We start from the raw sequence: 13574 nt of genomic DNA, 5'->3' as shown, positions 1-13574 counted from the left end.
AGCTAAGCATCTGCCGTGGCAAAACGTCCGATAAGGCCGGCAATAAGCTCCACCACCTGGTCGTCGCCGGCGGCCTCGCCACCCAACAGCGCCAGCAAGGCACGCACCCGTTCCCTGCCGTCCAGGGTGTCCGCGGCAGCAATGTCCGCGGCCAACGGGTCCTGGAGCGTGCCGCCGTCGCGCACCACCATGCGGCTGAAGTGTATCCAGGCCGCGATCATGAGTGCCGACGCTTCGCCTGAGCGGCCCTGCTGCCGTTCGGCGAGCAGCACCGGGACCGCGCGCATCCGCAGCTTGGTACTTCCGTCCATGGCAATTTGGGCGAGGTGGTGAGCAATGCGCGCATTCCGGAACCGGTCCAGCAGCTGCTCCCGGTAGGCAGGAATTTGCAGGTCGGCTCCGCGCGCGGCCGGTCCGGTGAGGTTGGCCTCGGCCTCGTCCCAGAAACGTTCGACGGCGGCCAGGCACACCGGGTCAGCCAGCGCCCCGGCAACCGTCGAGTGGCCCCGCAGCTGGCCGGCGTAGGCCAGCAGGGAATGGGCGCCGTTCAGAAGCCAAAGTTTCCGGTTCTCATACGGTTCGATGTCGTCCACGAAGACGGCGCCGGCATCCTCCCAGCGCGGGCGTCCGGCGGGGAACTCACCGCTGAGGACCCAGTTGCGGAAGGGCTCCGCCACCACCGGGGAGTTGTCGAAGTAGCCGCAGGCATTCCGCACTTCGGCAAGGTCGGCCTCGGTGGTCCGCGGCGTAATGCGGTCCACTGACGTGCTGACAAAGCTGATGCTGGCGGCCACCCACGCCGCGAGCCCGGGATCCCAGGCCTCCGCCATACCTACCACGGCATGGCGCGCCACCGTGCCGTTGTTGGAGAGGTTGTCACAGCAGACGACGGCGAGCGGACCGGCACCGGCGGCGCGGCGGGCCTTCAGGGCCCGGACCAGGCGCCCCACCGGGGTTGCGGGCCTTCCGGCGGCACCGGCCCGGAGCTCATCGAGGTCGGCGACGACGTCCGGGGCCGACCGGTCAAGGGTGCCGTCCGTCCCGAGCCCGTAAGCGGCCTCGGTGATGGTCAGCGTAACGACGGCCGTGGCTGTGGCGGCCAGCAGTGCATCCAGGCGTTCGAGGTTGGCGCCGTCCACGGCTTCGACGATGCTGCCAACCACCTCGAAGCTGTCGCCGGAGTCTCCGCGCTCAACAACGGTGTACAGGCCGTCCTGTGCAGAGAGTGCCGTGGCAGCATCTGGGCGCCGCCCGGTAAAGGCCGCGATGCCCCAATCGGCCGCATCACCGGCGTGCTGGGTGTACCAGGCCTGGTGCGAGCGGTGGAAGGCGCCGAGCCCCAGATGGACTATCCGCACGGGCGGCTTCGGCGCGGGGTGCAGGGTGCGCGTCAGTTGCGGGAGGGCTCCCGCCGCACTGCCGGCCGATGAAGTGCCGGCGTCGGTTTGTATGGTCACAGCTTGAAGACCCTCCTGGGTGAAGCGTCGACAAGGTCGACAATGAGCTCGTGGGCACGATCCTCGCTGACCCGGTGCTCGGCGACCAGGCGTGCCAGGAAGGATGCCTCGATCCGGCGGGAAGCATCGTGCCGGGCAGGGATGGAGCAGAACGCGCGGGTGTCGTCGATAAAGCCTGACGAGCGGGAGAATCCGGCCGTCTCAGTGACGGCGGAGCGGAAACGCAGCATGGCGTCGGGCGCGTCAAGGAACCACCATGGGGCACCCAGGTAGACGGACGGATAGAATCCGGCCAGGGGTGCCAGTTCACGCGAAAAGACCGTCTCGTCCATGGTGAACAGGACCAGGTGGAAGTCCTTTGCCGTGCCGAAGTCCTGCAGCAGCGGGCGAATGCCCTCGGTGTAGTCCACCGCGAAGGGGATGTCGTGCCCGCTGTCCGCACCGTAGGTGTTGAACGTGCCTTCGTGGTGGTTCCGGAAGGATCCTGGATGAATGGTCATCACCAACCCGTCATCCACGGACATCCGGGCCATCTGGTACATCATGTGGGCCTCGAAGTCTTCGCGGTCCTGCGCTGTGGCCTTGCCCGAGCGGGCAACGTCAAACAACCGGGCGGCCTCGGAATCGCTGAGTTTGAGGGTACGGGGTGTCCGGACGCCGTGGTCAGCGGAAACGGCACCGTTTTCCACGAAGTAGCGGCGGCGGTTCTCCAATGCGGTGATGTACGCGGCGTAGCCGGAGCCGCCGTCGCCCGCTGCGGCGATGAGGCGCTCCGCATTGTCCTGCCATTGCGGGTGGGCGATGTTCAGGTACTGGTCCGGCCGGAACGTGGGCAGGACACGGCCATGGAAGGACGGATCGGCGGCGATGGCCTGGTGGCTCGAAAGGTTGTCCAGCGGATCATCGGTGGTGGCCAGCACCTCAATGTTGAAATCCTTGAAGAGCTCGCGCGGCCGGAACCCCGGTTCCTGCAGGCGGGCCGAGATGGCATCGTAGCTGGCATCGGGATTGTCCGCGCTCGGCTCTTCCTGCAGGCCGAACACGCTTTGGAACTGGGTGCGGAGCCAGTAGCCGGAGGCCGTGCCTTCAAACAGCGGCCAAGCCTTGCAAAATTCACGCCAGACCGTGCGGGCATCCGGTACTGCGGCAGGGTCACCCTGCGCGCCGGTCTGTGGCCGCAGCAGGTCGTGGTCCACCCCGCTGGCGTGGATCAGGCGGGTGACGTAATGGTCGGGGCTGACCAGCAGCGCTGCCGGGTCGGGGAAGGCGGTGTTGTGCTCAATGACGGCCGCGTCCACGTGGCCATGGGGCGAAATGATCGGCAGGTCCTGCACCCGCGCCAGCAGGTCGCGGGCGATGCTCCGCGTTCCGGGGTCAGCGGGCAGGAGCCGGTCGGGGTGGGAAGCAATCGACTGTGACATAGATCAATCGTCCTCGCTTCGCAGCTATTTTGTCAACCGGTTGCCAAAAATTGCCATACGAGTTTCCGGCGTGGATCAGCCCGCGAGCAGCCTCCCGCTGGAGCCGCGGAGGACCAGCTCGGTTTCCACCTGGAGCGCGGGCGCAACCTCCTCCCCGCCATGCAGGACGTCCAGCAGCATTGATGCGGCCTCGGCCCCGCAGTCAGCCATGGGGGAACGGATCGTGGTGAGGGCAGGTGTGGTGAAATCTGCGCCGAAAATGTCGTCGAAGCCCACGATGCTGATCTGGTCCGGTACTTGCATTCCGGCCGCCTGGAGCTCCTGCATCAGGCCGATGGCCAGGAGGTCGTTGTAGGTCATCACGGCCGTGGCACCGCTGGCCACGACGTCCCGCGCAACCTGCCTGCCGCCGTCGACCGTTGGCTTGTAAGACGGGAGCTGGACGCATTCCAGGTGGGACCACTCGCTCGCCGCCTTCACGCCCTCCCAGCGGCGGGTGGTCATCCAGGACTGGGGTGGACCGGCAACATAGGCGAGCTTGCGGTGACCGTTGGCGGCCAGGTTCCGCACCGCCTCGCCGATGCCCTTGTTCACATCCGGAACCACGGAAGGCACACCATCCACCTGGCGGTTGATCACCACTACCGGTTTCTCCTTGGCAAGTTCACGGATGCGGGCGTCGTCCATTCGGGGGCTTGCCAGGATGAGCCCGTCCACGGTGGCCAGCATGCGCCTGGCTGCTTTCAGTTCCGTGTCCGGAGACTCAGCGGATTCGGCGAGCATAAGGGTGTAGTCGCGGGCCGTGGCTGTGGACTCGGCCCCGCGGATAATCCCAAAAAACGTGGGGTTGGTGATGTCGGCGACGATCAGCGCAAGAGTGCTGGTGCGCCCCGTGGGAAGTGCCCGTGCAAAAGGGTTGACCCGGTACTCGAGCTGGGCGGCGGCGTCCTCGATCAGCTTTTGCGTCTTGGCGCTGACCCGGCCCGGTTTGCTTAGCGCCCGCGAAACCGTGGAAGGATTAACGCCGGCAAGCTTCGCAATGTCGTAGATGGTGGCACTGGGCTTGCCGCTGCGGGCCTGCTTCCGGGCGTCCGAGGTTGAATCTGAAGGGTCCTGCGTCCTGGGTGCGCTCACTGCCCCATCCTAACGAGGAAAACACCCGCCCAACTGAGTAGCAGCCGCTGTCGTATTGACGCTCCGGAACCATACTTGGCGCTACCCAGTTTGGGAGGGCAGGGGTGAGGTCAGCTCCGCTCGGGGAACTTTCCTTCGGCGGAAATCCGCTTGTTCAGCTCCGCCAGGAACACGTCCTCGTCGAAGTCCAGGCCCACTTCGGTGCCGGTCCAGCTGGAGAGGTGGATGGCGTTGGCCAGGCGAACCCCGTTGATGCCGTCGGATCCCGGAGCCAGCAGCGGCGTGCCGTCCAGGATGTTGGCCGCGAAGTTCTCCAGGACGCCGGCGTGCTGGCCCCCCCAGACCGACTCGAACTCGATGACCTCGGTGGTGTAGTACTCCTCGGGCTTCAGCTGGCCCATGAAGAGCTTGCGGACATCGTCCATACCCATGCCGTCGCTGAGCTCACGTTCGGGCTTGGCCAGCCGGGTGACGGTGGCTGTCTTGGAGCCCTCGACCACGATTTTGCCCTGGTCGCCCAGAATCTCGAAGCGGTCGGTGCCGGTGAGGTCGTGGGTGGCTGTGACGAAGACACCCGTGGCGCCCTCGCCGTAGTCCACCACGGCGGTGACTTCGTCCTCGACGGCGATGTCCCGGCGGAAGCCGTACGCTACCTTGGCGTAGACGGACTTGGGCACGCCGCAGATCCACTGCCAGAGGTCCAGCTGGTGGGGCGCCTGGTTGACCAGGACACCGCCCCCTTCCCCGCCCCACGTGGCACGCCATTCGCTGGAGTTGTAGTAGCCCTGAGGACGCCACCAGGTGGTGATGATCCAATTGGTGCGCCGGATGGCGCCGACCTCGCCGTTGTCCACAATTTCCTTGATCCTGCGGTACAGCGGATTGTTGCGCTGGTTGAACATAATGGCGAACGAAAGCTCCGGCTTGGACGCCGCAAACTCGTTCAGCTCCTTGACCTGTTTGGTGTAGACGCCTGCCGGTTTTTCCACCAAAGCGTGCACGTTCCGCTGCAGGGCCGCGATGCCCATTTCGGGGTGCAGGTAGTGCGGGACGCAGGTGACGACGGCGTCCACGTCGCCGCTTTCCAGCAGGGCGATGTAATCGTCGTGGAAGGGGACGTCGGGGTAGGTTGCTGCGGCGAGCTCCTTCTTGGCGGGGTCGGTGTCGCAGATGGCCCCGATCTCCATATTCGGCACCAGGCCGTCGGTGATGAACTTGGCGTAGGCGCCGCCCTGCTGACCCAGGCCGATGATGCCCAAGCGTACTTTCTTGCTCACTGTGTTTCCTTCTTCTTTGGTAAAGCTTCTCTGTCCGGGGGTTAAGCCTGTCGAAACCTAGAAAAGGTCCGCGTGCCCCATGGCGACGAGGTTGTCGTAGGAGGTCTGCAGCGCGTCCCAAACGGTGCGGCCGTACAGCTCGTCCTGTTCCACCAGGAGGTAGCGGGCACCGGCGGCCTGGGCGGCGGGAACGATGGACGGGAAGTCCAGGTTGCCTTCGCCCACTTCTGCGAACTGGACCACGTTCCTGAACTCGGCCATGAAGCCTTGGATGTCCCCGCTTTCGAGCAGCCCGAAGGAGGACTCCGGCATTACTCCGATGCGGTAGTCCTTCAGGTGAACCATGGAGGTGCGGCCGGCGTACTTTTCCAGCGTTCGGACGGGGTCCAGGCCGCCGCGCTGCACCCAATGGACGTCGATTTCCATCCCCATGGCCGGGGAGTTGTCCGCGATGATGTCCAGCATGTACTTGCCGTCGAACTTCGCGAACTCCACGTGGTGGTTGTGGTAGTACAGGCTGATTCCGTGCTCCTGCAGTCGCTCGGCATAGCCGTTGGCCTCCTTGGCGAACTCCACCACGGCGTCAAGCGACTTCATGGCCGGGAACGGCAGCATGCCGATCCGCAGCAGCGACGAGTCCAGCCGCTTGGCGTCATCCACGATCTTGTCGAAGTCCTCGCGCAGGGAGTCCCCGGGCCTGCCCTTTGGCTTTTCCACCATGACGGACAGCGCGGCGATATCCATGCCCAGTTCGCTGCGGGACCGGTCCAGTTCGGCCACGTTCTCCGCCGTCATGGGGATCTGCGAGATCTCCACCGCGTTGTATCCGATCGCACTGACCTTGCGCAGGGTTTCAAACGCCCCGATCTCAGCGAAGCTGTCCTTGAGCATCATGGCTTGTACGCCTATTTTGGCCACGTTATTCCTCCGTTGTTCGTTTGGTAAGCCTGCAGCCCCTCCCGCCTAGGCGAGGGCGGCCGCCTGTTCGTTCTGCTGCCGCTGCTGTTCCAGCAGGCGGTGCCGGTCCGCGCGACGCTGCTCCTGGCGGTCGGGGTCCGGCACGGGCGAGGCAAGGAGCAGCCGCTGGGTGTAAGGGTGCTCGGGATCCCGGGTGACCACGCCGGCCGGGCCCTGTTCGACGATTTCCCCCCTGTACATGACCGCCACGCGGTGGCTGATGTGCCGGACCACGTCCAGGTCATGCGAGACGAAGAGGTAGGAGACCCCGGTATCGCGCTGGATCTGTAGGAAAAGGTCGAGCACCACGGCCTGCGTGGACAGGTCAAGGGCGCTGACGGGTTCATCGCAGACGATCAGTTTGGGCGAGAGGGCCAGGGCACGGGCGATAGCCACGCGCTGCCGCTGCCCGCCGCTGAACTCGCGGGGCAGCCTGCTGATGGCGTCCGCAGGCAGTCCCACCTGGTCCAGCAGTTCCCGTACTCTGGTTCTGGCCTCCGCGGCGGACTTTCCCTGAACCGTCAGGGGCTCGGCGAGGATGTCGCCGATCTCCAGCGCCGGGTTCAGCGAGGTGTAGGGATCCTGGAAGACCACCTGGAGGTCACGGCTGAGCTTCCGCCGCCCGAAGCGGGTGGCGTGGCTGATGTCCTTTCCCTCGAACAGGATCTTGCCTGCCGTGACGGGGGCCAGGCCCAGGATGGCGCGGCCCAGCGTGGTCTTGCCTGAACCGGACTCCCCCACCAGGCCAAGGGTCTCACCCTGGCCAATGCTGATGTTGATGTCCGTCAGGGCGCGGAAGGACCGGGCGCGGAAGCCCTTGCCCCGGTATTCCACGTTGAGGTTTTCCACCCGCAACAGGTCTTTGAAATCGGTGCCGGTCATTTGACGGCCTCCTTGGCGCGTGAGGGCACGAGCATGGTCATGGGTTCCTTGCCCTCCAGCATGGAGGAGAGCAGCATCCGGGTGTAAGGATCCTTGGGTTCGCGAAGGATGGTGCGGACCGCCCCTTCCTCCACGAGCCGGCCGTTCTGCATGACCACCACGCGGTCGCAGAGGTCGGCGACGACACCGAAGTTGTGGGTCACCAGGATGACGCCGACGTTGAGCCGGCGCTGAAGGTCCCGGATCAGGTCCAGGACATCGGCCTGAACGGTGACGTCCAGGGCGGTGGTGGGCTCGTCCGCGATGATCAGGTCCGGTTCGCAGCTGATGGCGCCGGCGATGAGGACGCGTTGGGCCATGCCGCCGGAAACTTCGTGGGGGTAGGCCCGGAACGTGCGGTCCGGGTTGGCGATGCCCACGTCGGAGAGCAGCTTCATGGCGCGTTTGGTCGCCTCCGCCTTAGAGATGCCCAGCACCCGCACCATGGGGGTCACCAGCTGGTAGCCGATGGTGAACGCCGGGTCCAGGTTGGACATGGGCTCCTGCGGAATGTAGGAGATGCGCTTGCCGCGCAGCTTGCCGAGCCGTTCCTGGCTGACCTTTTCGTCGCCCGGGGCCACCGTGTAGTTGCCGTCGAACTGGATGGAGCCGGCCACGATCCGTGCCGTGGCGGGCAGCAGTCCCAGGATGGAGAAGGCGGTCTGCGATTTGCCCGAGCCGGACTCCCCCACGATGCCCAGGATCTCGCCGCGGTCCACATGGAAGGAGACGTCGTCCACTACCTTCTTGACGGATCCATCAGCCCGCGGGTAGCCAACGCCAAGGTTGGTGACCTTGACCAGGTGGTGTTCGGTTCCGCTCTCGACGGCGGCCACGGCGCTCCGTGGCTGGCGCACCTTGGCGGGGCCCGGCGTCGTGCCTGCGGGAGTGGACGCCGCGGCTGCGCGTTTGCGCTGGCGGATCTTTTCGCCGTCTTCCAGGGCGTCGCGGATGGCATTGCCCAGGAGCACCAGGGCGCCGATGGTGAGGCCGATGGCGAGTGCCGGCCAAAGCAGGAGCGTGGGGTTGAGGTAGACATTCTTGAAGCCTTCGCTCAGCATGACGCCCCAGGTGGCCACGGTCGGGTCGCCGAGACCCAGGAACTCAAGTCCGGACTGGATGCCGATGGCCACGCCACAGACCATGGCGGTCTGGATGATGATGGGTGCGCGGACCACGGAGAAGATGTGCCGGCTGATGATGGCGGCGTCGCTCAGGCCGGCCACGCGCGCGGCGTCGACATACAGTTCGTTGCGCACTGACTGGACGGAGGTCCGGGTGAGCCTGAAGTACCCGGGGCTCAGCAGAATCCCGAAGGCGACCATGGAGACCCAGACCGAGGGGCCGAATGCTGCGCGGACGGTGAGCAGGACGATAATGCCGGGAAGGCTCATGGTGATGTTGACGAACCAGCTGGCCACGCCGTCGAACTTCCCGCCGTAGTAGCCGGCGATCAGCCCGCTGGGCAGACCGATGCCGATGGCTACGGCGGCGCACAGGAGTGCGGACAACAGTGTGGTGCGGGCGCCGAAGAGAAGGCGGCTCCAGACATCGCGGCCCACGCTGTCCGTGCCCATCGGGTGTCCGGAGCCAGGTGCCGCGAGGGTGTTGGCGATGTCGGCGAAGTTTTCCTCGAAGGGAGCCAGCACGTTGGCCAGGACCGCGAGGACGATGACCGCGCCGAGAATCAGCAGGGCGATCAGGCCCATCGGGTTGCGGAGGACCCGTTTGACCACATGGGAACGGACAACGACGCCGGTCTGGCCGGAGAGCTCGACAGGCTGGCTCATGAGACACGCACCTTGGGGTTCAGCCAGCCGTTGATGAGGTCCACCAGCAGGTTGACGATGATGACGATGATGACGGTGTAGAGCACGACCCCCATGACCAGGGGGATGTCGCCCATGGTGGTGGACTGCACGGCGAGGTTGCCCATGCCGGGCAGCGCGAAAATCTGTTCGATGATGACTACGCCGCCCAGCATGCCGATGAAGTGCAGGCTGAGGACGGTTAGGCCGGTGGGTGCGGCGCTGCGCAGGACGTGCTTGAACAGGATTTCCCGCTCCGGAATGCCACGGCTTCTGAGGGTGCGGACGTAGTCCCGCTCCAGCTGTTTGATGACGGCGCTGCGGATCTGCTGGGCGCCCCCGGTCACACCGCTGATGAGCAGGGCGATCGCGGGAAGGGTCAGGGATGCCGCCCACGCCGACGCGCCGGCGTCCGGGGCAATGCTGGAGGTGGCCGGAAAGATCTTGAGCTGGATCGCGAAGATGGTCACCAGGATGATGGCCAGGACAAAACCGGGGATCGCGTCGCCGACGACGGCGGCGGTCTGGACCAGACGGTCGATCCAGCCACGCTTGACGGCCGCTGCCATTCCGAGCAGGGTGGCCGCCACGGCGATGAGCAGGATCGCGATGATGACGAGGGTGAGCGTCACCGGGAGACGGTTGACGATGGCCGTGGCAACGGGCTCACCGCTGAACCAGGAACGGCCGAAATCGCCGGTGATGGCATGTCCGGCCCAGTCCAGGAACCGGGTGATCAGCGGCTGGTCCAGGCCAAGCTCCGCTTCCTTGGCGGCCACCTGTTCCTGGCTGGCGTACTCCCCCAGGATGTTGCGGGCGATATTGCTGCTGGAAAAGTACAGCAGGAAATAGGTCAGGAAGGAGATAGCTAACAGGACGACGAGGCCGGCGCCGATCTTCCGGATGATGAACTGAACCATGAAGCGCTCCGTTGGGCGTTGGTTGTGTATAGGCAGGATGGCGTGCGGGGCCGGGCAGAGCCGGCCCCGCACGGTCTGTTACTTCGCCGGAGCGTAGTTGTAGATGGAGGGGATGGCCTGCTGCAGCTGTGGCTGCACGGTGATCTTCTTGTTGCTGTAGTACATCTGGTTGATCCGGTACAGCGGCGCGAACCAGGCGTTGTCGGTGACGTAGGTGTTGACCTTCTTGGCCAGTTCGGCGCTGTTGTCACCGCCCGTGTGCACAGCTTCCACCAGGGCAGCAATCTCCGGGTTCGTGGTCTTGAACGGGTTGTAAAGGGCAGTTGTGGAGATCATCTGGTTGATGGCCACCCAAGGCTCACCCTGGTAGAGCTGGAAGGTTGCTGCGGCGTATTTGCCTGCCGCCATGTCGCCCACGTAGTTGGCCTGCGGGATCGATTCGAGCTGGAGTTTGATGCCCACGTCACCCAGCTGTTGTGCAAACACAGCGTTCAGGGCGTCAAAGCCGGCCATGGTGGGGATCTTCAACGTGAAACCGTTGGGGTAGCCGGCCTCTGCGAGGAGCTGCTTTGCCTTGCCGGGATCGTAGCTGTATTTGTCCTCCAGCTCCGGGACGAACGCGCCGCTCTCCGGGCCGAACACCTGGCTGGTGGGCGTTCCCTGGCCCAGGAACTGCTGGTCCAGGATGGTCTTCTTGTCGAAGGCGTAGTTGATGGCCTGGCGGACCTTCAGGTTGGCCAGTTCCGGGCTGATCTTGCCGTCACGGTCGTAGAGCATGATGCCCTGCCAGTCCACCTGACTCTTGGTAAGGGTCAGCCCCGAGCCTTCAGCCTGCTTGCCGGTCTTGGGGTCAAGCAGGGCAGCATCGATCTGGCCGGATACCAGGGCGTTGGTCCGGGCGGTGATGTCCGGGAGGTTCTTGATGGTGATCTTTTCGAACTTCTGCAGGTCCTTGTTCCAGTAGTCCGGGTTCTTGGTGTAGACGTACTGCGAGCCCTTGACGGAGCTTGTGGTGTCCAGCTTGTAAGGACCAGAGCCTACGGGATCGGTCTTGATGCCGGGCGTTCCGATGGCTTTGGGGCTGGCTATGAATCCGGCAGCCTGGGTGAGGTAGTACTCGAAGGCGGGATCAGGTGTGCTGAGCGTGATGGCAACAGTGCTGGGATCCACCACGGCAACCGACGCCATGGAGGCCACTTGGTAGACGTCGCGGCCTTTGGCCTGCTGGAAGTGGTCAAGGTTCGCCTTCACGGCGGCGGCGTCAACGGGGGTGCCGTCGGTGAACTTGGCATCGGTGCGCAGCTTCAGTGTCAGGACGGTTTTGTCCGCATTCCACGACCGCTCAGTTGCGAGCATGGGGCTGACTTTTCCGTCCGGGTCGCGGATCAGCAGCGTGTCATACACGGCCTGGTAGTACGGCATGGTGTGGCCAATGTGCGCGTCCACCGGGTCGAATGAGGGCAGGTCCCCGAGCTCGGCGATGGTCAGCGACGTGGCGGCAGAGCCACCGTTTCCGGAAGCGGCGGAACCGCCGCCACCGCAGCCGGTCAGCGCCAGTGATGCGCTGAGGATAATGGCGGCGCCTGCCGCCTTGGGACCGAACTTCATTGTTGGCTCCTTGAATGAGGGAGTGGTGCTGTGGGATGGAACCTGTGGCGTGGGCCACATTGGCTTGTGGCACCCAGCGTACGCAGGGTTGCCAACTTTGGCAACCGGTTGTCAGAAATATTGCAACTTCGATGGACCTTTTGCCGTCAGCGCACGGCTTCGGCCGCTTGGGGATAGCTCTGCCGGTAGATTTCCTTGATGATCCCCAATGACTTGGCGGCCTCGGCAGGGCTGATCCAGAAGGGTTCAGCGTCGTCCAGCCGGTCGTAGAAATCGGCAATCAGCAGCTCGTGGGAAACGCCCCAGTAGTCGCGGCCGCCGGAGAGGCTCCGCCGTTCGGGGACCACGTCCACCGTGCCGTCGGCGTAAGTGACCGTGAGGTCACCCCGAAGGCTCAGGACGGCCTTTTCCGTGACCACTTCGAGGGTCACAGGGGCGTTGTAGGCATTGGCCAGGGTGGCGTAGAACGTGCTGCGGGCACCCATGGCGTGCTCGGCCACGAATTCGGCGGTGTCTTCGACCTCGATGGTCCCACCCAGGAACCGCGTGGAGGCATTCCCGCTGACCGCGGTGACCTCCCCCGCCAGCCACTGAAGGAGGTCAATGGTGTGGATGGCCTGGTTCATCAGGAGCCCCCCGCCGCCGCCTTCCCAGGTGCCCCGCCACGGCCTGCTCCGGTAGTAGTCTGCCGTGCGCTGCCACATGACGGTTGCCGAGGCGCCCGTGACCGCCCCCAGCTCCCCCGACGTGAGGAGTTTGTGCATTGCCTGCGAGGTGGCGTTGTAGCGGTTCTGAAAGCAGACGGCGATCTTTGCCGTGCCGGCTTCCGCGGCCGCAACCAGCCTGCGCCCTTCGGCAAGGGTGTGGGCCAGCGGTTTCTCCACGATGACGTTGACGCCGCGCTCCAGGCAATCCGCCGCGATGGATGCGTGCTCGCTGTGAGGTGTGCAGATGTGGACCACGTCCGGCCGGACTTCTTCGATCAGGCTGAGGTGGTCTGCGAACCCCGGGACCCCAAAGGCGCCCGTGGCCGCCGCAAGCCGCTCAGGGTCCGCGTCGCACACTCCGGCCAGCACGGCGCCGTCGAGCTTTGCGATTGCCTCGAAGTGGACGGACGACACGTCGCCACAACCAATAACAGCTGCCTTCAGCGTCACGAGAGGACCACTCCGTGCTTTGCTGCCAGCGCGGCAAACGCACGGGCAGCGACACCGAACGCCACGGGCCCGGAGAAACCGCCCAACTCGTGGGCACTGGCGAGGTGCGGCTCAAGGGATGCGAATCCGTTGAACCCGTCCTCCTTCAGCGCTGCAACGGTCGCATCCAGTTCGCCGTCGCCGCGGCCAGAAGGGACCACTTCACCAGTGCCGGACAAAGCGTCCTTGACCTGGAAGTACTCAAGGTAGGGCCGCAGCATGGCGTAACCCTCCGTGAACGGCTTGACTCCCACTTGCACGAAGTTGGCGTTGTCCCAAGCCACGCGCAGCGCCGGCGAGTCCACAGTCTTTACAAGGTCCAGGACGCGCTCGGGAGTGTCGCCATAGATGCCCTTTTCGTTTTCGTGGAGGAGGACGACGCCGGCGGCCTCGGCCTCGGCGGCAAGCGCGGCCATGCGGGCCATGACGTCGTCGCGGATATCGTCCGCCGTTTGGCCGTCTGCACGGTAGAAGGAGAAGATGCGGACATATTTGGTACCCAGGCCCTTGGCCACGGAGATGATCTGCCGCAGCCGTTCCACCTCATGGCCAACCGGCAGGCCGATGTCCACCTTGCCAATCGGGCTGGCCACGGCCGATACCTTCAGGCCTTTGCCGTCCAGGATGCCTTTGAGCTCCCGCACCTGGTCTTCGGAGAGCTCCGAGACGTTCACTCCCCAAGCGCTGCGCACCTCGATATGGCTGGCACCCAGCGCAAGCAGCACGGCCGCCTGCACTGCCGGATCGGGGTCTATTTCGTCACCAAATCCGGACAGGGTCCAGGTCGCTGGCTCACTCACGGTTCTCCTCCAATGCTGGGCATGCCTGGTCCTCCCCTGCTGGGGCCGGGCAGGCAGTGGCTGGTGTCACATGTC

At 65.1% G+C, this 13574-nt stretch carries 11 protein-coding genes; all 11 read right to left on the bottom strand.

Translation table 11 applies throughout. The features are described from left to right. Window positions 1–2: 2 nt before the first annotated feature. On the bottom strand, window positions 3–1457 hold the full coding sequence (locus ACWRN3_RS14980; RefSeq protein WP_476741155.1) for a mannitol dehydrogenase family protein: 1455 nt from the start codon (window positions 1455–1457) through the stop codon (window positions 3–5). Further along, window positions 1454–2878 (bottom strand): glucuronate isomerase, encoded by a 1425-nt coding sequence (gene uxaC, locus ACWRN3_RS14975; protein WP_476741154.1) that lies wholly within the window; start codon window positions 2876–2878, stop codon window positions 1454–1456. Before uxaC ends, ACWRN3_RS14980 begins: the two co-directional genes overlap by 4 nt. 75 nt (window positions 2879–2953) lie before the next feature. Beyond that, complete coding sequence (locus ACWRN3_RS14970) at window positions 2954–4012, bottom strand: LacI family DNA-binding transcriptional regulator (protein WP_476741153.1); 1059 nt, start codon at window positions 4010–4012, stop codon at window positions 2954–2956. Between the two features lie 110 nt (window positions 4013–4122). Then, the gene (locus tag ACWRN3_RS14965) at window positions 4123–5289 is read right to left on the bottom strand and encodes a Gfo/Idh/MocA family protein (RefSeq protein ID WP_476741152.1); all 1167 of its coding nucleotides are present in this window, start codon (window positions 5287–5289) and stop codon (window positions 4123–4125) included. Window positions 5290–5346: 57 nt separating this feature from the next. Then, on the bottom strand, window positions 5347–6207 hold the full coding sequence (locus tag ACWRN3_RS14960; RefSeq protein WP_476741151.1) for a sugar phosphate isomerase/epimerase family protein: 861 nt from the start codon (window positions 6205–6207) through the stop codon (window positions 5347–5349). Between the two features lie 45 nt (window positions 6208–6252). Beyond that, a complete protein-coding gene (locus ACWRN3_RS14955) occupies window positions 6253–7128 on the bottom strand; it encodes an ATP-binding cassette domain-containing protein (RefSeq protein WP_476741150.1) in 876 nt (291 codons plus the stop codon). Then, window positions 7125–8957 (bottom strand): dipeptide/oligopeptide/nickel ABC transporter permease/ATP-binding protein, encoded by a 1833-nt coding sequence (locus ACWRN3_RS14950; RefSeq protein ID WP_476741149.1) that lies wholly within the window; start codon window positions 8955–8957, stop codon window positions 7125–7127. Before ACWRN3_RS14950 ends, ACWRN3_RS14955 begins: the two co-directional genes overlap by 4 nt. Beyond that, entirely contained in the window at window positions 8954–9895 is a 942-nt protein-coding gene (locus tag ACWRN3_RS14945) for an ABC transporter permease (protein WP_476741148.1), read from the bottom strand. The genes ACWRN3_RS14950 and ACWRN3_RS14945 overlap by 4 nt, the downstream gene beginning before the upstream one ends. Before the next feature lie 78 nt (window positions 9896–9973). Further along, on the bottom strand, window positions 9974–11503 hold the full coding sequence (locus tag ACWRN3_RS14940) for an ABC transporter substrate-binding protein (RefSeq protein ID WP_476741147.1): 1530 nt from the start codon (window positions 11501–11503) through the stop codon (window positions 9974–9976). A gap of 146 nt (window positions 11504–11649) precedes the next feature. Beyond that, window positions 11650–12660 carry a Gfo/Idh/MocA family protein gene (locus ACWRN3_RS14935; RefSeq protein ID WP_476741146.1) on the bottom strand — a complete coding sequence of 337 codons (1011 nt, stop codon included), beginning with the start codon at window positions 12658–12660 and terminating at the stop codon, window positions 11650–11652. Further along, entirely contained in the window at window positions 12657–13499 is an 843-nt protein-coding gene (locus tag ACWRN3_RS14930; protein WP_476741145.1) for a sugar phosphate isomerase/epimerase family protein, read from the bottom strand. Before ACWRN3_RS14930 ends, ACWRN3_RS14935 begins: the two co-directional genes overlap by 4 nt. Between the last annotated feature and the right edge of the window lie 75 nt (window positions 13500–13574).

The sequence above is a fragment of the Pseudarthrobacter sp. rb genome (assembly GCF_056389225.1).
Note: the sequence above shows the minus strand (reverse complement) of the source record. Positions and strands in the feature narration are given on the sequence as shown.

Bases quoted from the DNA above. Each gene is read 5' to 3' on its own strand.
- uxaC (WP_476741154.1), bottom strand. From the start codon at position 2,878: ATGTCACAGTCGATTGCTTCCCACCCCGACCGGCTCCTGCCCGCTGAC.
- ACWRN3_RS14955 (WP_476741150.1), bottom strand. From the start codon at position 7,128: ATGACCGGCACCGATTTCAAAGACCTGTTGCGGGTGGAAAACCTCAAC.
- ACWRN3_RS14950 (WP_476741149.1), bottom strand. From the start codon at position 8,957: ATGAGCCAGCCTGTCGAGCTCTCCGGCCAGACCGGCGTCGTTGTCCGT.
- ACWRN3_RS14945 (WP_476741148.1), bottom strand. From the start codon at position 9,895: ATGGTTCAGTTCATCATCCGGAAGATCGGCGCCGGCCTCGTCGTCCTG.
- ACWRN3_RS14940 (WP_476741147.1), bottom strand. From the start codon at position 11,503: ATGAAGTTCGGTCCCAAGGCGGCAGGCGCCGCCATTATCCTCAGCGCA.